Consider the following 24,218-nt stretch of genomic DNA (forward strand, 5'->3'; position numbering starts at 1 on the left):
GAGAACTTTATCCGGGTGTTAGCGATTGCGGATTACCCGAAACGGGTATACGGCAACTGGTTATCAGAATTGAAACGCAAAAAAGGCGTTATTGATGTAGTACAGTACATCGACAGCGCCTCAAACAATAGTATGATTACCTACTACAAAAAGACTATCCAAAATAAAGAAGCAGAATTGTTAAACACATTCGATCCTTATAAGAAAAAGGTGCTTCAAAATTACATTGATAGTGCCAATATGCAGTTAGACAAGTACTTAGATAATTCTACCACATTTGTGTATCAACATATGCTGGTCTACTTACGAGCTAACAGTTTAGCAGAATTAGAAGATTTAACCGATAACGTCAAAAACACGTTGATTAAGCTTCAAATGAAGCCGTTAGTGCCGGTTAAGGCAACTTTCCAATCGTTTTGGTCAGCTATGCCAATTGACCAAAACTTACTAAGTGAGTACACCTACAAGGAAAGTAATACCGAAGTTGCGTCAAGCATGTTCCCATTTGATGACGCAGAAATTCTTGACTTAAAACCAAGAAGCGATATTGAGGGAGTGAATAAAGATACTAATTCACTTGTAGCGGTTGATATGCTTGACCGCAATAAGACCCTTAACCAAAACATGGTGGTTATTGGTACGTCTGGGGTTGGTAAAACAACGTACATGATACAAAAAATCTTACGATACGCCATTCAAGATTATCAGATTTATATTATTGACCCTGAAAATGAATATACCAAGATTGTTGAAGCCTTGGGTGGGGCAGTCTTGCATTTAACTTCTAATGCTAAGTACAAAATTAACCCGTTACAAATCTTTTCCGAAGAAATCCTAAGCGCTGATGAAGCGGTCACAAACCTTGATTTACTGGTCAAAGATAAGATTCAACGGCTAAAGGGATTCTTTGAAGTCCTCAAAACCGGGATTACCCAAGTTGAATTGGCAATCCTTGATGATGTTGTTAAACAGGCTTATGTCAACAGTGGTGTTTTGAAATATAGCCGCTTAAAAGAGATTAAAGACGATCAGTGGCCGACCTTATCCAATGTCTATGACGAGTTGGCCAAACTGGCTGATAAAGACGTTGACAAATTTAATCGGGTCAAAGACTTCTACTACATCTTAGGCAGTTATACCCATGGTTCTAACAGCTTATTTGACGGGCACACCAACGTTAACTTAAAGGGCAAGATCATTTCCTTTGATCTAAAACCGCTACAAAGTGAGCAAGAGGTTCAATCAGCCGCCTATTTAAACACCTTCCAGTACCTTTGGGACGAAATTACCAAAGATCGGCATAGCCGCAAAAAATTGTTTGTAGATGAGTTTCACTTTTTAACCCTGCACAAAGCCGCCGCCACCTTTTTCCATCAAGCGTACAAGCGCTTTAGAAAGTACAATGCCGGGGCGATTGCCGGGACGCAACAAATTCAAGATGTGATCGAAGGAACAACGGACACCGGTCAGAACATTGGTGAAGCCATTATCGGAAACTCTTATACAAAAGTCTTTTTCGGACTAGACGGTAAAGGGGTAGATGACGTTATTACCAAACTAAGAATGACTTTTTCAGATAAAGAGAAGAAGCTCTTAGAACGCCGTAGACAAGGTGAAGCCTTGATGATGTACGGAAGTCAGCGAGCATTTATGAAAATTGAACTGACCGAAGAAGAATTAAGACTAGTTGATCCTGAAGCCTATCAAGAAAAATACAGCCGAGATACAGATGAACAACCCGACTACCAATCACGAGTTGTTTTAACACCAAGCGAAATTGCTAATTTAATCGAAGAAGAGGAGGGGAGTAACGAATGAGTAAGCAAGATTTACAACTGTTAAACATTGAAGTTGGCACATTTAAACGAGCTGATAACCAATTAACTTTGGACATGGAGCGGAAATTATTTAGATATGACCGCATTAGTGAGTTAAACGAATTAAAGCATGATGACCCTGATTTCTTACAACTAACTAATTTAATTGAAGAAGACCATCACGTTGTGTTGACTTACTTACTACCAGACAAAGTTAAGAACCTAAAAGCATTGCCAAAGGAAGATAAAGCAATTCGGACGAGCATTGCCAAAGAGATTATGAACCAAGCAATTATCAGCAAAAGCTCATATCACGTTAATCTCAACCCTAGCAATATTTGGTATTATCCAATGCACCATGTTTGGTATGCCTACCGAGCAAATGAATTAATGCCGTTTGATGATAAGCATAGCGACCTAGAAAAATACCGAGCGTTAATGCTTTTCTGTCTGACAGGAGCAACCTACGAGCGTTTATTAGATGAACCGAGAACAGTTATCAAGAAACTTACCCCAGAAGATAAAGCTAGATTAAACACAACGGAAGATACAAAGATTGTGGCTTACCGCTATATCCCTGTTTTTGATATTAGCCAAACCAGCGGTGAACCAGTTTTAACCGCAAAAGATTTTGTTAAAGACCATTTAACTACTAATCACGAAAATGTAACTGCCTTGTACAATGAATTTAAAGACTATCTAAATAAAAATACTGACTTAAAGGTTAGCGAAAAGCCCCTAGCTGGACTAGACGGAGCAAAGGGCTATTTTAGAAAAGATACCAATGAAATTGTGATTGGCGGTGATGAACCAGATAGCCAATTAAAATTAAAGACCTTATATCACGAGTTTGCTCACAGCCAATTACATGGTTTAAATGCGGAATATAATGACCGCCCACGACCTTATAAAGAAACCCAAGCAGAAGCCGTAGCTTATGTAGCAATGCAAAACATTGGAATTGATACTGGTGAATACTCATTAGGTTATGTTGCAACATGGGCTAAGGATAAAGAAGTAATTCATAATGCATTAAGTGAAATTCAATCAGTCAGCAAAAAGGCGATTGATATTACTGATGAATTAACCCAAAAGCTAGGCTTACAAGAAGAACAAAAAGAAAGCAATAATCTCAAAGCTGAAACGAAACAAGAAACAACTTCTGAAAATAAGCAGCCAACCAATAACAATAACAAATCATTAAGTGATCGTGTCCAAGCGCAACTTAATGAATTTGTCAAACAAAACCCTGATATGAAGAAGCCCGAACAAGAACCGGCACAAGAATTAAAAATGTAGTTTGGAGCAATCAATAGGCTTAATTGCCTAGCTTTTCTTTTGCCAAGGCTAATATCGAATTATCGCTATTCAACCGCACTTATGCTATAATTTAGACAAACAAAAAGGAAGCCTTGCATTAACAAGACTTCCCCAGTAGAGCCGTTTAAGACGGTAGCAATTAATTAGTGATTAAATAACCGCTAGCTTGCCAGAGCTAAGGCGGTTATTTTTTTGCTGATGATTTTTAATCAGCTCAACAACTAAGGCTATTAGATTGATAATCAATGTACCAAACAATAACATTAGCTGTAATGCGTCCGTAATGGACAACATGGCTACTCCTTTCGTTAGGTTTCCGGTTATCTATGATGATTACACCATAGGCACCACCTTCTTCCAGTTTCGCCACCGCCTTAACTTCTCTACTTAATTTATTATACAGAAAAATTAAGGGTCTACCAAGTTTAGTAAAAGATAGAAATAGCGCTTATAAAACAAATCCTTTGAAGCATAAAATGTCCATTAGGGTATACTCTAATGGACATTATCTTAGTGCTGTGCTAGACTAGCATTAGCAGCTGTCCATTAGAACTGTCCATAAAAGAGGAACGCCCATGGCTAAAATTGGCTATGCCCGAGTTAGTTCTCGTAGTCAAAATTTAGACCGCCAACTAACGATTTTACGTAACAAACATGTTGATAAGATATTTGCTGATAAATTAAGTGGCGCCACCACTAAGCGGCCGGAATTACAAAAAATGTTGGCCTATATCCGTGAAGGTGATATTGTCTTGGTTACTGAATTAGACCGCTTGGGCCGAAACAACCAGGACTTAACTAAGATTATGAACACCATTCAAAATAAGGGGGCCACCCTAGATGTGTTGAATTTGCCTTCCATGACGGGGATTGGTGATCCCAACTTACGTCAACTGATGACTAATCTGATTATTGAACTATATAAGTATCAGGCTGAAAGCGAGCGTAAGCGGATCATTGAACGCCAGCAACAAGGGATCGCCCTGGCCAAGCAGCAAGGTAAATATCATGGTCGCAAACCCCAATATGCCAAAGATGACCCGCGTTTGTTGCATGCCTTTAAGCTTTACCAAAATGGTATGAGTGATGTGGATGTTGCTCGTAATACCGGGATTAAGCGAACCACTTTTATACGATATCGAAAGAAATATCAGGTGGTTCGATGAAAACAGTAGCTCAAATCGCCAAACAAATTGGTGTTAGTAAGCAGGCCATCTACCAATTTATCCAAATATTTCTGTTGAATTATTTAATAGGAATGAACGAATATTAGTTATAGATGTGGATCCTCAATTTAATTTACACCAACATTTTGGACTTGACCTAAACTCAAAGGTTACTTTGATTTAAGCCTCTTGGACTCATAATTATATCCGTCTATATATTCCTTAATTTCATTTAAACGATGGTTAGATATAAGGTTTAAGAAATTGATTAATAATTTAGGATAAAGTTTAAAGTGTTTTTTATTTTTATAATCGTAATAGGCATTTCGTTGTCCCATATTAAAATCTGATAACTCATTTGGCACATTTGATTTGTAAGTATAGGAATAGTTGTTGGAATACAACCCTTTGTTATATTTTTGTTTAGTCATGTTGTGTAACTTAGATAAGAGCACAATATCCCCACCCGTAAAATGGAATTTATAGCCCGCGTAGGATTTGAACCTACAACTTTACTCCTAGAAAGCAACGTCTTAACCATTTGACCAACGGGCGATAATTAAATTAGACTTAGTATACTCCAAAAAATTAAAAAACAAATATTTCTCATTTACTTTTTATCTTTAATTTTGTATATTATTGTAATCAAATCTTTTTCGTGCTGACACAAAAGGAATGGTAGCTATTAGTGACTTATTACCACTATATTAAGGAGACAATTAACATGAGTGTAGCAATAGAATGTGAGTGCATTAATAAGAGGTATGGAGAAAAAGAAACGTTAAAAAATATTAGCTTTAAGATTAACATGGGTGAATGTATTGCACTTCTGGGACAAAATGGGGCGGGGAAAACTACTTTATTAAATATAATGCTAGAAAAATTATACCCAACTTCAGGAAATGTTAAAAATAAATATCAGGTATCTGAGATTGGATATTTAATTCAGTCCACAAAGTTTCCAGATGACATCAAAGTAAAAGAATTAATTAGTTTTGTATCTAAATTTTCTACTAACCCTTTAGATCTAGAGCAGATTCTACGAATTTTAGAATTTACACCTGAAATGATGGGACAAATTGCTTCTAAACTATCAGGTGGGCAAAAGAGATTATTAGATTTTTGTTTAACTATAATTAACCACCCCAAGTTGTTGGTCTTAGATGAGCCTACCAGTGGGATGGATGAAGATACGCGTGCTCATTTTTGGCGGATAGTGAATGAACTAAAAGAAAAAGGTACAACTGTAATCTTTACTACGCATTACTCAGATGAGGTTAATAATGGAGCTGATAGAGTACTGTTATTAAAAAGTGGAGAGCTAGTAGCGGATGAATCCCCGTTTCATTTGCGTACTTTAAATAATAAACGTACTCTAACTTTTGAAAAGTCACTATATAATAATCAAACCTTACGTTTTAAATCTATAGCAGATGGATTGATGAGTCTTATAGAAATAAACATTAAAAAAAATACAGTTCAGTGGGAATTTGATAGTCAATATACGAATCAAATATTAACAACACTTGTTAAGGAAAATGTTGATATGACAAGTGTAGACCTTAGTAATGCATCCTTAATGGAGACAATTTTTGAGGAGGGTGAAAAAGATGATAGCTTTACTAAAGATCGAATGGCTTAGAATGACAAGAAATAAGAAGTATATATTCTTTACAGCTGCAATGCCAATTGCTTTTTTTATAGTCTTTTCATCCATGATTAAAGGTGCAGACAAACTATTTGTAGAACAATTTATGCTATCCATGACTACTTTCTGTCTTACAAGTTTTGCCTTTTTTAACTTTCCGTTTGATATTATGGAAGATAGAAACAATGGTTGGAATGAAACACTTCAGAAAGTACCATTAAATAAATATCAAGTCATTACAGTTAAAGTAATAAAAATGACGATTGAATCCTTTATTTGCATTGTTCTAATTTTTCTAACAGGGTATTTCCTTAAAGGAATACAACTATCTTTATCGCAATGGGTAATTTCGGGACTAGTACTTTTACTTGGATCAGTAATTTTTTTGAGTTTAGGATTATTGTTGACGTTATTTAGCAGTATGCAAACAGCATCACTTTTTTCTAATATACTTTATTTGGGTTTAGCCATATTAGGAGGCCTATGGTTTCCACTGAATCAATTCCCAAAATGGGTTCAAGAATTAGGAAAATGTACACCTACTTACCATTTTCGTGAACTGGCTGTTGGTTATATAGATAAAGGAAATATTCCCATTCAATCTACAATTATATTATGCTCGTATTGTTTAGTATTTCTTCTTGTTTATGTTTTTCTAAGTAAAAAAAGAGATACGTCTTTATAAAGCGATTTTCTTTGTTTAACTAGCAACTCAATATGATTGTTTATGCTATATGTAGAGAGCGGTTATAAAATGTACAAAACTGGCGGTGGCTATAATGCCCTCTAAGTATACAGATGAAATAGAAAATTCGTCTGATACTTGGAGGGTGTTTTTAATTATGGGAAGACGAGCCAAATTTTCAGTTCAGCAAAAATTAATTATTATCAAGAAAGCTCAAACAGAATCTATTGAAAGATTAGCTCAGGAATATTGCGTCAACGCACACACCATCAGAAGATGGAAGAGAATGTACAAATACCAGGGAATGAGAGGACTTGAAAGTGCTCACCATAATAAAGTTTATTCCGTTGAGTTTAAGCGCAAATTAGTTGTGGAATTTGAGCATTCAACGGATACCTTAGAAAAATTTGCTTTAAAGCATGGTTTAAAATCCGATTGGCAATTATCACAATGGATTATCCAGTATAATGAATCAAAACTGAAGGCTTATACGCCGAGAAAGCGAGATTCAATTATGCCAGGACGCAAAACTACTTTTGAAGAACGATTATCGATTATTGAAGACTTAATCAAGCACGATGTTAATTACAGTTGGGCTGTAGATAAGTATCACGTGAGTTACCAACAAGTCTATGGCTGGTATCAGAAATATCGTAAGAGTGGTAATGACCCGCAATCACTTCGTGATCGGCGGGGTAAGGCTAAGCCCAAAGCCGAGTGGACAGAACTAGATAAATTAAGAGCGGAGAATCGGCTATTGAAGGCCGAAGTGAAACGGAATGAGATGGAGGTCGCTTTCGCAAAAAAATTAATAGAAATTCGCAATCGGGAGGCGAAAAGTTCTTCAAACAACAAGCCATCAAAGAACTAAATGAAGAGTACGGGTGGCCAATCAGCACTTTAAGCGAGATCGCAGGTATTACTCGAGATGCTTACTACAAGTGGATTCATCGAAAGGCCAATATCCATGATGATGAACAAGCAGAATTACTTAAAGCCATTTTGGAATTGGAAAAAAAGCATAAGTGGACCTTGGGTTATTTAGGCATGACGACGCAACTAGCTTTTGAAAATAAATTGGATTTCAAGGCCGGCTTAAAGCGAGTTACTAACTGCATGCGAAATCACGGGATCAAGGCAAGTATCCGTAAGAAGAAGCATAATCGGATTAAACGTCACGAGGAATACATCAATGACAACTTACTTAATGAGCAATTTGATCGTCAGAGTAAGAATGAGGTTTGGGTGACTGATACTACCGAAGTTGTGTATGGTAATGAGCAGGTAAGGAAGGCGCGCGTGCATGTAGTGATGGATCTATATGGTCGCTATGTTTTGAGCTACAACATTTCGGCTACTGAAACGGCCGCATCAGCGATCGAAGCCTTTAAGCGTGCCTTCTCAAAGTAGAACCAGACGCTCAGCCAATGATCCATACGGATCGTGGCGCAGCTTACTGCTCAATGGCTTTCAATGATTACTTAGCTGAGCAAAACTGCATCCATAGTATGTCTCACCCCGGTCATCCATGGGAGAATTCACCAATGGAGCGTTGGTGGAATGATTTCAAACTGGTTTGGTTAGCTAAACGGGTTCGTCCAAAAAGCATGGCAGAATTGGAACAATCTATCCAGCAGGCCATTAAATATTTCAATACCGAACGAGCTTATGCATCAAAAAACGGCTTGAGCGCAGAAAAGTTCCGCGCTCAAGCCGCATAAATAATTTTTCTATTTAAACTGTATACTTGACAGGCAATAGTGCCGGTTGAAAAATGTCCAGTTTTGTACATTTTTTGTATACTCTCTTTATCCCTGTTATCCTTGCAATGGAAGAATGGGGCCAAATGTACAATTCTGTAAACTTAGAAGACTAATTCAGATGAAATCCTTCCTACATGATATTGTTCTATGTAAGAGGGATTTTTTTAACTTTCTTAATTACAATTGGGTCTAGAATAAAAAGTGTACAAGTTAAATAGGTAGGACGGTTTATTGCATAAGATCATAATCTCCTTTGATAATACAATAGTTTGTAATTGACGTACGCTATCGTGTACGTCTATAATATTAGATAAGTTGAGGAGGGAAATCATGATGGAAAAAATTATTAATCCAACTACAGCACGAACCAATCTATTTTCACTTATTAAAAACGCTAATCGGGACTCCCAACCGGTTATTATTGCAGGATCCAATGACAGCCGTAGTGCCGTTTTGATTGGAAAAAAAGACTATGACGCATTACAGGAAACCATGAACTTAATGATGAATGGTCAAATTCAAGCTACCTTAAGCCGTAAAGATGATGAATCGGTTGATTTAGACGAAATGATCAAAGAAGTTGATCATGAGTAATCGTTGGAAAGTAAAAATAAAATCATCAGCTAAAGGTGATTTAAAAAAAGTTTTAAGAAGCCCATTACGTCAGTCATTTGAAGAAATAAAAAATGTATTGGAATCTGATCCATATAAACCAATACAGTCATTTGAAAAATTAACACCACCTGCGGCTGGTTACTATTCTCGAAGAATAAATGGACAGCATCGCGTCGTTTATACCATTGATAAGGTAACTAAAATAGTCGAAATCTATTCATGTTGGGCTCATTATGAAAGTGGTAATCTTGAAATGAGCGGTAAATCTAATTCCCGGAAAAACTAGTTAAACAAGTTGAATCTTAATGCGCAAGCACAAACATTCAGTCCAGCTGATTATCAAGAATATTTAGTTGAATGGGACGATGTCTTAACTTCTTTGCGTGATTGTTCTAATGAGTTTGCTAAGGAAAACTTACAAATGATAGTTGAATGACTAACTTCGAGTCTATTTGATAATTAAATATGTGCTGTTGACTGAAATTGAAAAGAAAATAAGAAACGCATGAAATCAATGTTCAAAAACAGATCTCATGCGTTTCTTTAGTTTGTCTTATAAAGGAGTTAAAAACTTTTTGTTTTTGTGACTAGCCTTTCAATACTATAAGTTCTATTCAACACCTTTTAATGCCTGAACCATATCTATCCGTTTTACGCGACGGCTAATAAACAAAGTTGTTGATAGAGAACAGATCCACACAAAAACACTAGATATAACAATTGTTTTCCAATCAAAGTATCTTGTATATTCAAGATTAATTGTTGAAAAGATGCTAACATATTGTCCTAAGAACCAGATCCCTGCAGGAATCCCGATGATCCAGCCTACAAACGTAGTCATTAAATTCTCTATTAATGTTAGATTTCGAATCTCATTTCGGTGTGTTCCTAAAACTCGTAATGTGGCATAATCACGAGTACGCTCAACAAAACTTAGCGATCCAAGGTTATACAAAACAATTACGATTAACCCTCCCCCTAAAACAATAATCAAGATGAAGATACTCATTAAGTTATTAACAAAGTTATAGGCATTACTTTTCTGATCTTTAATCTTAATGGTCGAGTCAATTTCGTTTTTGTTATAAGTATAATTCTTTTTAACTAGTAAAGTTGTCGGAGCAAAAGTTCCCCCTGCTTTTTCCCAGGTTCTTTTAGTTATATAAGCTCCTTGGTTTGTTTCACTAGTAATAATTCCCTTAACCCTAAAACGAGAGTGTTGATTATAGCCAAAGGTTTTAACTTTAAGCTTATCGCCAATTTTTATATGAGCCCTTTTAGCGAAACCTTGAGTTACATAAAGGCCACCATCTTTGATGGTTCCCCCTGTAGTAGTTTGACTGTTGACACTATCCCCATGGCCAAACTACTAGAAGACGATTATAGCCGTCATCAGGGGTAAAATGAGCTGGGCTTAACTGAACCCATTGTTTTGCTTGTGGATGCTCAGTTGAGTATTGAGAATAACTATTAACCGTAAGACGTTTATCATAAGTAAAGTCTTGTGTATATGCTTTATCGACTAAATGGTTCATAGATTGCGGCATGCCAACTCCTGCTATCATAAGCATCATACCACCTGCAACCCCAATAATTCCCATTAAAGTGCGAGTCCGATTAATGAATACATCTCTAATCGCCCATCTACCGGCATATGGGATGTGTGTCCATAACCATTCCCAGCGTTCAATAAATATTTTATGGGCAGAACTTTCCTCTTTACCACGAAGAAAGATAGCAGGAAGCCCTTTTGTAGCACTTCTAGCAGCCAGAAAGGCTGATAAAATACAAATTGAAATAACAGCTAAAATGACAAAGAGCACACTATATGTGTAGGAAATATTCCAATGAGGTATGGAAAACATTTGCTGTTGCTTCTTCAAAACAAACCATGAAATAGTAGGTGAAATTATTAATCCTGTTAGAGATCCTAATCCTCCTACAAATAAACCAAAGCTAGCATAATGAATTCCAACTTGAAAGTTAGAGAAACCAAGCGCTTTAAAAGTTGCAATTATATCGTATTGGCTTTTAATTAGTCTTTGTATGGTGGTATACATTGCTAGTATAGCCAATAGAATGAAAATAAACGAAAATAGGTAGGAGAGATTACGAATTTGTCCAACACGATCTAATGCATTTGAAACATCCGGAAGAGTTGATCGAGAATTGAATGATACTAATCTTTTTCCAAAAATTGTTTCAGTTGCCTTACGCATATTGTGATGATTTCCTTTGATCTCCACAATATTATTAGGCCCATGATAATTTAATTGTGCTTTTAATGCATGTGGGGAAATATAGGCATAACCATAGTTAGAATAGTTAGGAGCAATAAATTCCGGTGTACCAGTAAAATAAATTCGAGTAGGGTTTTGAACAATTCCTTTGACTTTGAAAAGTACGGTTCGCTTATTTACGGAGAATTTCAACGTATCATTTATAGCTAAATGATGATGTTGAGCGTACTCTTTGTTAATCCAAATTCCATTTACACTTTGATTATTGTACTTTTTTCCTTTAATGACATAAGATTGCGAAATAGGATGCTCATAGGCATCAATAATCACATAATGTTTATTTTGCTTTACTTGAAGCCTTGTACCACGTTGAGCGTTCGAAACTCCCGAAAGACTATTTATTTTTTTTAAGTCGGTATTAGTAACAGAACTACTTTGCACCCAGTAATTAGCTAATGTTGATTTATTAATAAAGCTACCTACACTGTCCTGTAGGCCGTGCCAAGCCCCCTGAAGTCCGACAAAAACAACAATAGACAACAAAGCCATTAGGAAAACTGAGAAAAATTGTGCCCAGTTATTTTTAACATCACGTAGTAGTTTTTTATTTAAATATTTCATTTATCCTGTTTCACCTACCAGTAATGGCTGTTCATTGTCATTGATTGACTCTATTTCACCATCTTTTAGTCGAATAATTCGATTGCCATAGCGTTCAAACTCTGGATTATGCGTAACCATAACAACGGCAGTGTCTGTAGTATTAGCAATATTTTGTAAAATGCCTAATATTTTCATACTGGTAGTTGAATCTAACGCACCCGTTGGCTCATCACATAATAAAAGCTTAGGCTTTTTTGCTAAAGCTCTAGCAATAGAAACTCTTTGCATTTCTCCCCCAGATAACTGGTTTGGAAAATTGTTCATTCGTTCTTCAAGTCCAACTGATTTGAGATAGTTTTCGGATAAGTCATCATTGTTATTAAGCTGTGCTGCAATTGCAACATTTTCTAATGCCGTTAGACTTGGAATTAAATTGTAGAATTGAAAAACAAAACCGACTACTTCTCGCCGATATGATGTTAAATCGTGGTCATTCAGCTTATTAATCTGTCGATCATTAAAACTGATATCCCCTTTTGTCGGTCGATCCATACCACCTAAAATGTTTAAAAGAGTGCTTTTACCAGACCCAGATGGTCCTAAAATTACAGTAAGTTGGTGAGGCTCAATTTCAAAGTTAACTTGACTAAGTGCTTTTACAACCTGATTACCAACCTGATATTCTTTATTGATATTAGAAAACTTAATCATTTAATTCTCCCCTTATTAGTATTTGATCATTAATTTAATTTTTTCTTTCAATGTTGGCTCGTGATGCTGTTCAATAATCTGTTGAGAGACTGCTTCCTTATTTTGTCTAAGGTGCCCATAAACATCGCAATGGTTAACCCGATAAGACTGATAATTTTAGTAGCCTTTGACATCTATCAAGTGCTCCTTTCAGTAACAGATGAATATAAAGGAAACATTTGTTACCTTTATTTGCGACTTCTAGTATAATTAGTCCTAAGCATTAAAACAATCCTTATTGGCTAAGTGCTACAGATTGCTATAATTTGTTACCGATAGTAAAGGAGATGTTAATAAAATGAACGGAAAGCAGCGTATGGTTGAGCAGTCTAAGCAATGGTTATGTGACGCCCTTATAAATTTAATGACAAAAGAGAATTTTCAGGATATTTCTATTACTGAAATTGCTCAAACCGCCGAATTATCTCGAAAGACGTTCTATCACTCTTTTAAAAATAAAGAAGCGGTTATTAATTATTTGTGTGATCAGTTGTTCGATCAGTACTTTGAACAATTGTTCCAACAGAAACCGCAGGTAGGGGAAATGATGCTAAAAACTACTTTTGACATTTTTTTAAATTTTTGGTGGCAAAAACAAGATTTAATTCAATTATTGATCCGACAGGGCTTATTTGATCACATGAATGAAATTTGGCAGCAAAAAGCAATCCCACGTTATCAACAGTTTGCGGCTCCCTGGCATGTTCAGGGCACTCCTACCCAAGTGAATTATGTGATGGCTTTTCAACTAGGTGGTCTTACCAATATTCTACGTGTCTGGTTAGGCCAAGGTAATCCTGAGCCACCAGAACAAATTAAGGACGTGATGTTGTTGGCTGCTCGCCAATTAGCAGATAGTCTGCATATAGACTAGACATAATTACGACAAACGATCTCTAATTAAAATTGTTCTATCCTAATGAATTCAGCATCTTTAACATCAACCATTACTAGGTCCGATCGCAACCATAATGTGACATTTGATGTACTAACTAAAATTATCTATGTACTTATTAGATTATTCCAGTAAAAAAACTACAAAGATCAAATTGGCCAACTGCATAAGCTGTTGGAAAAGCAGCAGACATTATTAGAGCATGAACAACAATTACGGCTCACGGAAATCAAACCCGAAACTAAGCAACTCGACGGCCAACCCAAGAAAAAACATTGGTGGTCACTTAAGTAAGACTTATCACTTATTTTGCAACATTAAAAGCCACATTTTGTAATGCATTTAAATTATACGTGTTAGCTTAGCTTCTTTTGGGTTTACATTAATAAAGCTAAGTGTTACTATATATTTGTATAAAAGTAATGCAATGCAGTGCAAAATAAGGAGAGCAGCCTATGGAAATTTTCAGTTTAGATTTAGGTAATAAGCAAACCAAATTAAAAAGTAGCAAATCTGAATATGTTTTGCCATCACGTTATTTAAACCAGGCTGATATGCCAATGTCAGTTGGTAGTTCAGCCACCAATAACGATCTGCACACTTATTCAGTCCCATTCAGTGACGATAAGTATGTTTGGGGGCGAGGTATTGACGGTTTACATCTTGATGAGTATCTGGCCGACACGATTATGTACGGGGATCGTTATAACAGCGAAGCTTTCAAGCTACTGGCTAACTTTGCTTTAGGTTTATTAGCAAGTGATTTTAAAATTGCTAACAACCAAGTCTTAGAAGTCGTTGTTACAGCGGGCTTGCCTACTGGTGACTATGCCGACCACGAACGTTTGAAATCGTTGCTAAAGGTCTTGGAGGGGCAACACCAAGTAACAATTGACGATCAAATTGTGACCGTCAGAGTTCGCAAGGTGTATATCTTGCCACAGCCAATCGGTACGCTCTATAACGAATTACTAGATAGCCAGGGCTTCATCAAAAATAAGGCGCTGTTAGATGAAAAGGTAGGCATTGTTGACGTTGGTGGTGGCACAATTTTGATTGATACGATTTTAAATTTTGAACTTAGCGGCAAAAACCGTCAGCAATTTAACACCGGCGTAAATGATCTATACGAAGCAATTGCCAGTCGAATTGAAGGCGACGTTAGCCTTTATCAGTTAGAAAAAGAATTGCGTCACGGCAATCAGCAACATCAATGGAGCTACCGTTTTTCGAAGAACCGCCAAGACGACATTACTGAATTGGTTGGCAAGGAAAGTGACCGCTTTACGCGCCGGTTAGTGGCCAATGTGACTTCAACTTTAAAGAATCTTGATAGCATTGATACATTGTTCTTCACTGGTGGTGGTGCTAACTTAATTAATCAAAAGATTCTGAAGACAACGTTTACTAATGCGGCCATTGTTAAAGATACTGAAGTTGCTAACGTCAACGGCTTTTACAAGTACGGATTAAGCCAGCAAGCACAAGAGAAGGAGGGTAAATAAGTATGACAAAAGTTAAGACCTTAAATGTCCGCTTAAACCCCGAAAAGATTGTCGATAAAGAGATTTTAGACTATTTTGACCAATCACTAATTCCCAAAACAACCCTGGTTAAAACCGCCTTAATTCACGAAATAGAGCGTTTGAAGGCTTCAGGGGATCCTTATGTCAAAGACAACTTAAAAGCCTCAGAAACGCCCGAAAACGAGCTAGATTCATCTTTCAGTGCCAAGGAACGGCTGCGAGGAGGATTCAGCGCCTTTTCAGATAAGGATATTTAGCTTACTGGTTTCCACCAAAAGCGGGCAAAGTATACAAGACCAAATAAAGTTGCCGGCCGGTAAGCGCTATGCTAAACTAGGACTAATTTAACAACCGAATAACAGATCAAGCTAAACCAAAAATCCCCGATTCACGAGGAATCAGGGACTTTTGGCTTAGCAAGTAGCTGACAGAGAGCTACTTAGATTCAGTCGATTTTAACTTGCCGGTCTAAATCGACTGAACATTGAGTTCTAATTTATAAAGCAATTATACCGCAGGCTAGTCCACGAGGACAAGTCGCAGATAGTTAAAAAGTAAATTAAAACCAATGGACTAAGTAGCTAACAAGGCTACTTAGTCCATTTTTATTTAGTTGTTGAATAAAAAAGGTTGCCAAATGGGCAACCAAGAAAAGAAATCCATGCTGATGAATCTACAAAGCCGCCAGACCAATGAAAGCTTTGTGGTTCAGTTAGAGCATATCAGCTTTGTATTTTAAAGCAAATCAAATGTTTTAGCAACTCTCTTTTGAGCCAGCATGGGTTGGATATAGAAAGGGAGTTTTTATAATGGATCAAGCAAATTTTAAGTTTTATCAAGCTGACAACGTTTATGGGGCCTTGTTCTTTCAGTTTCCCAAAGTATTAATGTATGGCCAACAATATCGAAAGTTAAGCGATACTGCTAAGTTAGCTTACATGGTGTTAAAAGATCGCCTGGAATATTCCTTACGCAACCACTGGGTAGATGAAGAAGGTCACGTCTACTTTATTTTTACTAACCAAGAATTAATGGATTTGTTTAATTGTTCGAAAGGGAAATTAGCCAACGTCAAGAAAGAACTAGAAAAAGCTGGGTTACTTTATCAAAAAGCGATGCACTTTAATCCAAAAACTGGCAAGAACGAACCAAATCGACTTTACCTTGCTGAGCTAGATATGCAGTCATCCGACGTCTATTTACGCGGTGAATATGCTCAAAAAGAGCCGCAAACCCTTGCTACAAGCGAAAGTCTAAAAAATAGACCTTCGCGGGAGACCGTTGAAACCCTTGCTACAAGCGAAAGTCTAAAAAATAGACCTTCGCGAAAGTCCGTTGACGACACTCCGCAAACCCTTGCTACGAGCGAAAGTCTAAAAAATAGACACGATCTATATAAGACTAATAACTTAGATACTAATAGATACAATATAGATACTCAAAAGTTGGACTTTTCCACAGCCAATTTCTCACCAGCTGAAATTGAACAACAAAACCACGATTTGGTTAAACATGCTAATGACTTTTTAACTGATGAAGACAGTGGGCTACCAGTTTTCTTAGAACCCGAAGCGGTGCAATTGCTTAGCTTTTGGTGCCGAACTCCACAACAAATGCGGCGCTTTATCGGTATTATTCTCAATGCCAAATACAAAGTTGAAAAAGACCACCGGGACATTGGGGTCTATATTCCACTAGACGATGAAGAGCTAAAGCCCTTGATGACCAAGACTTTAAGACGCTACTTTAACGCCCTGAGAAGTAATGAAAAACATATCAAAGACGTTGAGAATTACCTATACGGTACCATGCAAAATCTATTTGGGATTTGGTGGAACAAGCAAGCGGCTAGAGAATATGCGGCTAAACACCCCAAGGAGCAGGACGCTGACAATGAGGATTTCTGGGATCCAAACGTCTTTCAAAAATGGCATAGGAGCTTTTTAAATGACCAAACCAAGCAAAGAAGTTGAAAAAATTGAGCAATTGTTGGCTGACCCCTGGGCAGTTGATATTGAGGAACTTTGGCAGCAAGCCGCGCATAATCCTGATCCTGATAAGGATTTACGGAAGCGCATTACCAGCACTTCAAGACGGTACTTTAACGCCCTTAGAAGTAATGAGAAACATAAGCCAGTTAAAAATGCTGAAAACTACTTGTACGGCACTATGCAAAACCTGTTTGGCGTTTGGTGGAACAAACAAGCCAATGAAAAATACCGGGCAACACACCCAGATAACTTCTAGATGTCATATAAGCTCGTATAAGCGATTTTAATTGCTTGGGGTATAATTATACTAAAGCGGCTAAACAACTGCTAAGAAGAGGAGCTGGGCATCTCTGTGGACACAACCAAACGTGAGGAGAAGGTCAAAGTGCTAACAGACGCCTTAATTGGTTTTTAGCTCAAAGCAGGCTAAAATAAAGGGGAAAGTAACTATGTTTGACTTTTAATACTTAATCCCAGCAACTCGCATATAAGAAGTAAAAAAATAGTCAAAACTTAAGGAGGTACCAACATGAAATTAGACTATCAACAAACTTACAAAAAGGAAATTCTAACCGAATTTGCCAGCAGCATTTATGCTAAAGTAGTCAATTTGGTCGTTGACCAAGAATTAAATATTCACGATGAAAGTCATTTTCTGGTTAAACTGATGCACCAGTTAGGAGATGCTAAGTTAGTAATTATGGACGCGCATTCCTTGGGAGAGTTAGAGACAATTCAAGCTTACTGGCAAGCAATGAATAACTTTATTGATAGTCTGCCAACGAAAAGTAAAGTTGCTTAGTTATGGACGAACTAGCCAGCTATACCGATTATCAATTTGAAGCGAAATTACAGATTGAAATCGAGCAATTAACCAAAAACAAGCAAGCACAGGAAAGCCCCAAAGCTTATTTACTGGGCGGGCAACCGGGAGCGGGAAAGTCAGGCTTGCATCAACTCATCAAAGCCGAAGATCCCAACGCTATTACGATTGATAACGATACTTTTAAGTGGCTACACCCAAAGTATAAACAATTAGAGCAAAAATACGGGAAAGATGTTGTCAAATATGTAACCCCGTTTTCTAACCAAATGACTGAGTCTTTAATTGATTATCTGAGTGATAAAAAATTTGATTTAATTATCGAAGGTACGTTAAGAACAGTTGAAGTACCAATGGCCACTGTAACTAAGTTACAGAACAGGGGTTACGAAGCGAGTTTATACGTTATGGCAGTTCCGAGAATTGAATCATATCTAGGGACTTTGGCACGCTATGAGGATCAATTTAGTTTATCACCTAGAACTGCTAGAGCGACTACCAAAGAAGCTCATGATGTCGTTGTCAGGCAGCTACCTGACAATTTAGATTTTCTGTATAAACAGAGGTTATTTAAAGAGATCAGACTATATGACCGAAAGGGTAACAAATTATATTCTAGCCTAGAAAATTTGAACGAAAGCCCCAAAAAGATTATTACCGAGATTCTTAACAGAAAGCTAGATAATAATACCCTGCTTAACAGCATAGATAGTGTTATTAATAAAATGGAGATTAATCATCATACGACCACACCGCAGTACCTCGATTTAGTAGAAAAAACAACAGAACTAAAAAAAGAGATCAGCGGTAGGGTGCAGGAACAATTAAAAGAATTTGCTGAAAAGAATCCAGAAGTCAATCCTAAAGAGGATCCAGAAAATAAAAATGATCGACCTAGTTATTAGGCTGATCATTTTTTAATTTATCCGGTTTATGCGCATTAACATAAGCGGCAAACATTTTTAAAAGTTCCTCGGTTTGTTCAACCGACAAATTTTCTGCTTGGAAGTATTTTTCTAGCAACGCCCCTTTTTGAATTAAACGACGAGTACGAGCTTTTCTAGCACGTTGATTTTCGTAATATTTATTCTGCCGTAATTTAAAATCTTGCCGTTCAATTTTTGCTTCTAAGCGTTTTTGCTGGTCAAGCAATTTTTTTATTTGAGTAGTCATATAAAACACCATCTAAAAACGAAAGTTAATTATCAGAATTAGGAGCAGAAGTAGATTGATTTTCTTGATTTAAAAACTCCGCGAGCTTTACCGATAAGGACTTAATCTCTTGCATAGATAATTTCCCATAGTCAAGATTAGCTTGCTTGATAAGTTGGTGACCCAACCGTTGATCAATTTTAAGCTTTTCGTTTTTAATACGTTGATTAAGGTCTTTCAATTTAGCTTCTTGAAGCTCTAATGAAGTAGGCATAGTAATTCTCCTCCTTTTTTAAATTAAATATATTTAGATAAATCGAATATATCACAAAAGTAAAGAGGTAGTCAAAGCATAACTATTGAGAATCAGAAATATGTATAATACAATAGTGGAGTAGAAAAGAAGTCAGAAGTCCGAACTAAGTGAGGACAATGTGCACTTACACATAGAAAAATTCTATGTTGTGCTAGACCTATTAAAACCTGTATTAGAAGTCGCCGATGGCGACAACAAAATCAACCTCCAAAACCCAAAGAAAGATGGTGATCGACATGGCAATTTTTCATATGAGTTTTAGTAACATTAGTGCTGGTAAAGGCCGGAGCGCAATTGCCAGTGCCGCCTATCGAAGTGGTGAAAAACTATTTGATGATAAAGAAGGACGAAGCTATTTTTATCCCCGGTCGGTTATGCCAGAAAGCTTTGTATTGGCCCCTAAAAATGCGCCAGAATGGGCGAGTGATAGACAAAAACTTTGGAATGAAGTTGAAAAGAAAGACCGTAAAGCTAATTCACGTTATGCAAAAGAATTCAACGTGGCCCTACCAGTTGAATTAACTAATGAGGAACAGAAGGCTTTAATCACAAAATTTGTACAAGAAACATTTGTCGATAAAGGTATGGTCGCAGATGTCGCAATTCATCGCGACCATGAAGAAAACCCACATGCTCATGTTATGCTTACCAATCGCCCTTTTAATCCAGATGGAAGTTGGGGATTAAAGTCAAAAACGCAATATATTTTGGATAAAAACGGCAAACAATTATTAACTAAAAATGGCAATCCAAAACAAAGAAAAATCTGGTTAGTAGATTGGGATAAACCAGGAAAAGTTGAAGAATGGCGACATGCTTGGGCAGAAGAAGTAAATAGTTTATTTCAAGCTAAAGGTATGCCAGAAAGAATCAGCGAAAAATCGTATGAAGAACAGGGTATAGAAAAGACACCAACCAAGCACGAAGGACACAACAGTCAAACCAAAGAAAGAAAAGCATTTAACGAAGCAGTTAAGGAACAGGACAGAACAAAAAAGCAATATCAAAATAACCAAGAAAAGATTAATAATCAGAAGCACTTTGACGCTTTAAGTCAGCATTTTTCTTTCAATGAAAAACGTTTAGTCAAAGAGTTAAGCCATGAGCTTAGAACTTATGTCAGCTTAGAGAGTTTAGATGATAAACGCAGAATGTTGTTTAACTGGAAAAACAGCGTTCTTATTAAACATGCAGTTGGGGAAGATGTTAGAAAAGAATTGCTAACAATTAACCGTCAAAGTCAGTCACTAGAAAAGGCAGATAAACTGTTAGAAAAGGTTACTAATCGAGTAATTGGAAGATTATATCCAGAGCTAAGACTTGATGAAATTACACCAGCAGAACGGCAAGAATTAATTAAAGAAACCAACAGCGAACAAAAAGTTTTCAAGGGTGAAGAACTACATGATCGCCTATTGATGATTAGAGAAGATTTGATTAATCGTCAATTATTAACTTTCACCAAGCGCCCTTATGTCAGTTGGCAATTATTAAGTAAGCAAGAAACAAGGGATAAGGAAAAGCTAACCCAGATTTTGAGCAAACATGGTAATTCCCTTGAAGAATTAGAAACAGCAAATAGGGGAGTTCTAGTCAATTACAGTCCAGTTGAGCAAGGACAAATTAAGCAAGCCGTTAAGGACTTGCGGACAATTAAGGCAGTTAAAGAGATTGTTCTAACACAGTATCAAGCAGTTTTGAAGCAAGCATTCCCAGATACTCCAATAGATAAAGCACCGATTGAGAAACAGGAACAAGTTTATACCGCTTTGATGTACTACAATCCGAGTTTAAAGGCTTGTCAGCTGGAAACGATAAAGGCATGGCAAAAAGAACCACCAGTAGTCTTTACCCATGAAGAGCATGAACAAGGATTAGCGTATTTAACAGGCAAAAAATCGCTTAATGATTTAACTAATAAGCAACTCCAAAGAGTAATGAAGTATGACGGTACTAGACAGTTATTCTTAGGAGAATGTGAGAATGACCCAGCAATTAAAGACAGTCGGATTAAGGCAGTACGGCAAGAGATTGCCAATGGCCAAAGTCAGGACGATCAAAAACGACAAAGTCAACTTTCAGACTATGAACCGTTTAACTACAAAGAAGTTACCCCCAGTTACTACCTAGAAACCGCCTTTAGTGACGCATTATTAGGAATCTTGTACTCAAGAAGCGAAGATCGCAGACGAAGCAAACAAGCCAAAGGTTTACGAGAAACCGAATGGGAAATGACGAGAAAACAGCGTGAACACCAAAAGAACAATCGCCATGATGACTTCGGATTACACATGTAGTTAAACTATATGGAATCGAAATGTTACCGAATTGTAATATAAAACATCCATAGTGTGGCCATTTTTATGGTATAATGTAGACATGTTAAAAGAAAGGAGTAGTGACATGTGGCACAGCAACAGCGTTGGATTAGCCTAGCAGAAGCGAGCCGAGAACTAGGACATGAAAAAAGTTATATTAGTCGATTTTATCGGCGACATCAGAATGAAATTCCGAATGGATTAATTATTGGAAACGAAACTAATAAACTGATTTCTGATGATGGGATTAAGTGGATAAAAGAGCACGCAAAAAAAGAGGGCGTCCTCGTAAGTAATTAAACTACTCACGAGGATTGCAACCTAGAAACGCAACTTCTAGGTTTCACCCTCTCAAGTTACTATTTTACCATTTTAAGGGGCGGGCTTAGGGGAACATATCAACTAGCTTAGCCCGACACAGCGAATGGAAGTGAAGCCATGAAAATTGAACGCTGGCAAGGCATTTCAGGAAAAATCGTCCATGACGGTAAAAATGCGTTGTTAGTTGACGACGATGAACAACTAGACGAGAAAGAATTAGCCAAACGATTAGAAGAAAACGGTAAACCAGTTGAAGAAGTAAGAAAAGCTACTTTTAGAAAGACTTTAAAGAAGCAAGTAAAACTTGAGCCTATTAAGTTAAGTAGTTGGTTTAACCGAAAGAATGATAATCAAAATGCTAATAAGAGTGCCAAGCTAAAATCAGATAAGCCAGTACATCAATACAAGCAAATCAAAACAGAACTGTTATTTTTCGGGGAGAGTTTTTTAGAAGGGTTCTTAGACTTTTACGGACTAGAAGTTAATAATGCGCTAGGTCGCTATGAAAAAAATCTGCACGTGTTAGAAATTCAAGATTTAAGCCGTTCAGAAAAAGAATACTACCTAGCAACAACTAATAAGCAAGGCAATTTAAGGATCGCTACTGAATCCTTGCCAAGTCAGCAAATTGCACAAAGGGAATTAGATAAGTTCTATGGGCAAGAACCAAAACAAGAAGAATATGTTGAATTAACAAACGCTCAAAAAAGAGAGGAGGACGAAAGTTGAAAATCAAACATCTAAAGGAAATGACAGCCAGCGCTTTAACAGCTAGTTACCTTGCATTAACTAATTCATCAGTGGTATTTGCTGCTAGTGGTGGTCAGGTGCAAAGCAAACTGACCCAAGCTGCAAATACTGTTCAAAGCATCTTAACAGGATTGGTGGTATTAGTCGGAATTTGTGTGGCACTGTTTATCATTATCAAGCGTATGCCAGACGCTGACGATCCTCGAGAAAAGTCAGAAGTCTATCATGCAGTGGGCCGTGTAGCTGGATTAGTAGCACTTGCGGCGGCTGTTATCTGGCTTCTGCCATGGGTTTACAGTCTATTTACTTAGAATTAAAGGGGTCCGTCAAAATGAAAAAAGGAAAAGAATTTATTTTTCCAGAGAACGTAGATAAAGACTATGGAATTTGGAAAGATTATACCTTAAAAGATTTTGGCTATATGGCTTTAACAGGGGGATTAGGCTTGTTATTTATCATCTTGCCACCTTATAACCTGATTTTAGTTCTTACAAAAATTGTGATTGTAGTATTAGCCATGACGATAGTCATGGCTATTTTAACAATCAAGCCAGTTAATGCCCGAAAAAACATTAAAGTTCGAGATTATCTGAAAACTAGAAGCCAATATGCTAAAAGTCAAAAACTATATTTCTTAAAGCCACAAAAGCGAGGTGACATGGAAAGTGAACTGGAAAAGATTACAACCAAATAAAAAAGGCAATCCGTTAGAGTGGGATTACCAGCCACCAAAGATTAATGGCGGAAAGCAAACGATTGATGATATGAGTTTGATTTCAGGTATGTATGGCGATTATGAAGTTACTAAAACAGGCAACTTAGTCGGAATTATCGAAGTCAGCGGAATTAACCTAGATTTGTTAAATGACCGAGAGCAAGAAGATGTCTTTGAAGATTACGGAGCATTTTTAATGCAAACACTAGGCGAGGGAGTAGACGATAGCTTACAATCCCTAGAACCTACAATTCCAGTCAACATGACGGCGTATCTAAATGGTCTCAAAAAAAGGTATTTAGCATTACAGAAGGAACAGCCAGCGCAGCAATTTAAAATTCAACTATTAGCTAGTTATATTGATCATTTTACCCAAGTGCAAGAGTCAAAGAATATGACTACAAAACAGCACTTACTAATTGTGAAAGTACCAATTAAGGATAAGAGTATGACCAGTCTTAAACTAGCCGTTACTCATCTGGAAGAAAAACTAGACCAAGTAAAACGTGACTTAGAGAATGCTTTAACTGACTTTGATTTAACCGCAAAAACTTTAACTAGCCAAGAAGTCCAAGCAATCTTAAAGAACTTAATCAACTTTAAAGGATAGAGAGGAGCAGAAATGACAGCATTAAACGCAATATCAGATTTCTTTTTCCCGAAGAAGAAAAGTGCAGATGAAGAAGTAATCAGCACAAAAAAACAAAAGGAAGAAACAGATTTCACGGAACTAATTGATAAAGATAGCTTACATGCGCTCTTTCCGTTTAGTTGGGAACAGTACCCGACCTACGTGCAGTCGGG

Annotated in this window: 32 protein-coding genes; 26 read left to right on the forward strand and 6 right to left on the reverse strand. The window is 37.0% G+C overall.

From position 1 onward, the window contains the following. The coding region (locus FC57_RS08255; RefSeq protein WP_056990021.1) for a VirB4 family type IV secretion system protein at nucleotides 1-1,818 on the forward strand (1,818 nt) is incomplete at its 5' end. After that, nucleotides 1,815-3,116 carry an ImmA/IrrE family metallo-endopeptidase gene (locus FC57_RS08260; RefSeq protein WP_007127129.1) on the forward strand — a complete coding sequence of 434 codons (1,302 nt, stop codon included), beginning with the start codon at nucleotides 1,815-1,817 and terminating at the stop codon, nucleotides 3,114-3,116. The genes FC57_RS08255 and FC57_RS08260, both read left to right, overlap by 4 nt. A 171-nt stretch (nucleotides 3,117-3,287) precedes the next feature. On the opposite strand, the gene FC57_RS08265 is transcribed toward FC57_RS08260, so the two are convergent. Next, nucleotides 3,288-3,431: a putative holin-like toxin gene (locus FC57_RS08265; protein WP_081445831.1), complete on the reverse strand. Its 144-nt coding sequence runs from the start codon at nucleotides 3,429-3,431 to the stop codon at nucleotides 3,288-3,290. A 281-nt stretch (nucleotides 3,432-3,712) separates the two neighbouring features. Here FC57_RS08265 and FC57_RS08270 point away from each other — a divergent pair, with 281 nt between their 5' ends. From FC57_RS08270 to FC57_RS10910, 10 genes are all read left to right on the forward strand, one after another. Continuing rightward, complete coding sequence (locus FC57_RS08270) at nucleotides 3,713-4,303, forward strand: recombinase family protein (RefSeq protein ID WP_007127128.1); 591 nt, start codon at nucleotides 3,713-3,715, stop codon at nucleotides 4,301-4,303. 67 nt (nucleotides 4,304-4,370) lie between these two features. Then, on the forward strand, nucleotides 4,371-4,487 hold the full coding sequence (locus FC57_RS11510; RefSeq protein WP_420835856.1) for a P-loop NTPase family protein: 117 nt from the start codon (nucleotides 4,371-4,373) through the stop codon (nucleotides 4,485-4,487). 540 nt (nucleotides 4,488-5,027) lie between these two features. Then, a complete protein-coding gene (locus tag FC57_RS08280; RefSeq protein WP_007127126.1) occupies nucleotides 5,028-5,945 on the forward strand; it encodes an ABC transporter ATP-binding protein in 918 nt (305 codons plus the stop codon). A gap of 1 nt (nucleotide 5,946) precedes the next feature. Then, complete coding sequence (locus FC57_RS08285) at nucleotides 5,947-6,636, forward strand: ABC transporter permease (protein WP_236695719.1); 690 nt, start codon at nucleotides 5,947-5,949, stop codon at nucleotides 6,634-6,636. 157 nt (nucleotides 6,637-6,793) lie between these two features. Further along, a complete protein-coding gene (locus tag FC57_RS08290) occupies nucleotides 6,794-7,507 on the forward strand; it encodes a helix-turn-helix domain-containing protein (protein WP_040530195.1) in 714 nt (237 codons plus the stop codon). Nucleotides 7,508-7,644: 137 nt separating this feature from the next. Then, the gene (locus tag FC57_RS11300) at nucleotides 7,645-8,046 is read left to right on the forward strand and encodes a DDE-type integrase/transposase/recombinase (RefSeq protein ID WP_236695720.1); all 402 of its coding nucleotides are present in this window, start codon (nucleotides 7,645-7,647) and stop codon (nucleotides 8,044-8,046) included. A gap of 134 nt (nucleotides 8,047-8,180) precedes the next feature. Next, nucleotides 8,181-8,357, forward strand: coding sequence for an IS3 family transposase (locus FC57_RS11305; RefSeq protein ID WP_225357805.1), 177 nt, complete (start codon nucleotides 8,181-8,183; stop codon nucleotides 8,355-8,357). 372 nt (nucleotides 8,358-8,729) lie between these two features. After that, on the forward strand, nucleotides 8,730-8,993 hold the full coding sequence (locus FC57_RS08300; protein ID WP_007127121.1) for a type II toxin-antitoxin system Phd/YefM family antitoxin: 264 nt from the start codon (nucleotides 8,730-8,732) through the stop codon (nucleotides 8,991-8,993). Next, on the forward strand, nucleotides 8,986-9,300 hold the full coding sequence (locus tag FC57_RS08305) for a Txe/YoeB family addiction module toxin (RefSeq protein WP_007127120.1): 315 nt from the start codon (nucleotides 8,986-8,988) through the stop codon (nucleotides 9,298-9,300). The genes FC57_RS08300 and FC57_RS08305 overlap by 8 nt, the downstream gene beginning before the upstream one ends. Nucleotides 9,301-9,309: 9 nt before the next feature. After that, entirely contained in the window at nucleotides 9,310-9,450 is a 141-nt protein-coding gene (locus tag FC57_RS10910) for a hypothetical protein (RefSeq protein ID WP_007127119.1), read from the forward strand. Between the two features lie 174 nt (nucleotides 9,451-9,624). Here the strand turns inward: FC57_RS10910 and FC57_RS11310 are convergent, their stop codons facing one another. From FC57_RS11310 to FC57_RS08320, 3 genes are all read right to left on the reverse strand, one after another. Continuing rightward, entirely contained in the window at nucleotides 9,625-10,023 is a 399-nt protein-coding gene (locus tag FC57_RS11310; RefSeq protein WP_007127118.1) for an ABC transporter permease, read from the reverse strand. 340 nt (nucleotides 10,024-10,363) lie between these two features. Further along, on the reverse strand, nucleotides 10,364-11,875 hold the full coding sequence (locus FC57_RS08315; RefSeq protein ID WP_007127117.1) for an ABC transporter permease: 1,512 nt from the start codon (nucleotides 11,873-11,875) through the stop codon (nucleotides 10,364-10,366). Beyond that, complete coding sequence (locus tag FC57_RS08320; RefSeq protein WP_007127116.1) at nucleotides 11,876-12,568, reverse strand: ABC transporter ATP-binding protein; 693 nt, start codon at nucleotides 12,566-12,568, stop codon at nucleotides 11,876-11,878. It abuts the gene before it with no gap. A gap of 337 nt (nucleotides 12,569-12,905) precedes the next feature. Here FC57_RS08320 and FC57_RS08325 point away from each other — a divergent pair, with 337 nt between their 5' ends. The 7 genes from FC57_RS08325 to FC57_RS08355 all read left to right on the forward strand — a co-directional run bounded on the left by FC57_RS08325 (nucleotide 12,906) and on the right by FC57_RS08355 (nucleotide 18,747). Beyond that, a complete protein-coding gene (locus FC57_RS08325) occupies nucleotides 12,906-13,481 on the forward strand; it encodes a TetR/AcrR family transcriptional regulator (RefSeq protein ID WP_007127115.1) in 576 nt (191 codons plus the stop codon). Between the two features lie 476 nt (nucleotides 13,482-13,957). Then, on the forward strand, nucleotides 13,958-15,007 hold the full coding sequence (locus FC57_RS08330; RefSeq protein WP_007127114.1) for a ParM/StbA family protein: 1,050 nt from the start codon (nucleotides 13,958-13,960) through the stop codon (nucleotides 15,005-15,007). A 2-nt stretch (nucleotides 15,008-15,009) separates the two neighbouring features. Continuing rightward, on the forward strand, nucleotides 15,010-15,285 hold the full coding sequence (locus FC57_RS08335) for a hypothetical protein (protein ID WP_007127113.1): 276 nt from the start codon (nucleotides 15,010-15,012) through the stop codon (nucleotides 15,283-15,285). Between the two features lie 552 nt (nucleotides 15,286-15,837). Next, nucleotides 15,838-17,001, forward strand: coding sequence for a replication initiator protein A (locus tag FC57_RS08340; protein WP_021349372.1), 1,164 nt, complete (start codon nucleotides 15,838-15,840; stop codon nucleotides 16,999-17,001). Next, the gene (locus FC57_RS11040; protein WP_007127139.1) at nucleotides 16,976-17,275 is read left to right on the forward strand and encodes a hypothetical protein; all 300 of its coding nucleotides are present in this window, start codon (nucleotides 16,976-16,978) and stop codon (nucleotides 17,273-17,275) included. The genes FC57_RS08340 and FC57_RS11040 overlap by 26 nt, the downstream gene beginning before the upstream one ends. Nucleotides 17,276-17,548: 273 nt before the next feature. Continuing rightward, nucleotides 17,549-17,821 (forward strand): epsilon-antitoxin, encoded by a 273-nt coding sequence (locus FC57_RS08350; RefSeq protein WP_007124950.1) that lies wholly within the window; start codon nucleotides 17,549-17,551, stop codon nucleotides 17,819-17,821. 2 nt (nucleotides 17,822-17,823) lie between these two features. Next, entirely contained in the window at nucleotides 17,824-18,747 is a 924-nt protein-coding gene (locus FC57_RS08355; RefSeq protein WP_007127138.1) for a zeta toxin family protein, read from the forward strand. Here FC57_RS08355 and FC57_RS08360 read toward each other — a convergent pair. Then, nucleotides 18,737-19,015 carry a hypothetical protein gene (locus FC57_RS08360; protein ID WP_040530207.1) on the reverse strand — a complete coding sequence of 93 codons (279 nt, stop codon included), beginning with the start codon at nucleotides 19,013-19,015 and terminating at the stop codon, nucleotides 18,737-18,739. The two genes, FC57_RS08355 and FC57_RS08360, sit on opposite strands and share 11 nt — an antisense overlap. A 25-nt stretch (nucleotides 19,016-19,040) precedes the next feature. Continuing rightward, the gene (locus FC57_RS08365; RefSeq protein ID WP_007127136.1) at nucleotides 19,041-19,268 is read right to left on the reverse strand and encodes a hypothetical protein; all 228 of its coding nucleotides are present in this window, start codon (nucleotides 19,266-19,268) and stop codon (nucleotides 19,041-19,043) included. A 278-nt stretch (nucleotides 19,269-19,546) separates the two neighbouring features. Between FC57_RS08365 and mobQ the strand changes: the two genes are divergently transcribed. The 7 genes from mobQ to FC57_RS08400 form a co-directional block, all read left to right on the forward strand. Further along, nucleotides 19,547-21,607, forward strand: coding sequence for a MobQ family relaxase (gene mobQ, locus FC57_RS08370; protein WP_040530204.1), 2,061 nt, complete (start codon nucleotides 19,547-19,549; stop codon nucleotides 21,605-21,607). Between the two features lie 108 nt (nucleotides 21,608-21,715). Next, on the forward strand, nucleotides 21,716-21,928 hold the full coding sequence (locus FC57_RS08375; protein WP_007127134.1) for a hypothetical protein: 213 nt from the start codon (nucleotides 21,716-21,718) through the stop codon (nucleotides 21,926-21,928). 138 nt (nucleotides 21,929-22,066) lie between these two features. Continuing rightward, entirely contained in the window at nucleotides 22,067-22,678 is a 612-nt protein-coding gene (locus tag FC57_RS08380) for a hypothetical protein (RefSeq protein ID WP_007127133.1), read from the forward strand. A gap of 20 nt (nucleotides 22,679-22,698) precedes the next feature. Next, nucleotides 22,699-23,010, forward strand: a complete 312-nt coding sequence (locus FC57_RS08385; RefSeq protein WP_119724397.1) for a CagC family type IV secretion system protein — start codon at nucleotides 22,699-22,701, stop codon at nucleotides 23,008-23,010. A gap of 20 nt (nucleotides 23,011-23,030) precedes the next feature. Beyond that, a complete protein-coding gene (locus FC57_RS08390) occupies nucleotides 23,031-23,393 on the forward strand; it encodes a hypothetical protein (RefSeq protein ID WP_035430334.1) in 363 nt (120 codons plus the stop codon). After that, complete coding sequence (gene trsD, locus FC57_RS08395) at nucleotides 23,365-24,024, forward strand: TrsD/TraD family conjugative transfer protein (protein WP_007127131.1); 660 nt, start codon at nucleotides 23,365-23,367, stop codon at nucleotides 24,022-24,024. The genes FC57_RS08390 and trsD overlap by 29 nt, the downstream gene beginning before the upstream one ends. A 12-nt stretch (nucleotides 24,025-24,036) precedes the next feature. Beyond that, nucleotides 24,037-24,218: hypothetical protein (locus FC57_RS08400; RefSeq protein ID WP_056990022.1), on the forward strand; the 182-nt coding region annotated here is incomplete at its 3' end.

Source organism: Lactobacillus ultunensis DSM 16047 (genome assembly GCF_001436305.1).
GTDB classification, from domain to species: Bacteria; Bacillota; Bacilli; order Lactobacillales; family Lactobacillaceae; genus Lactobacillus; species Lactobacillus ultunensis.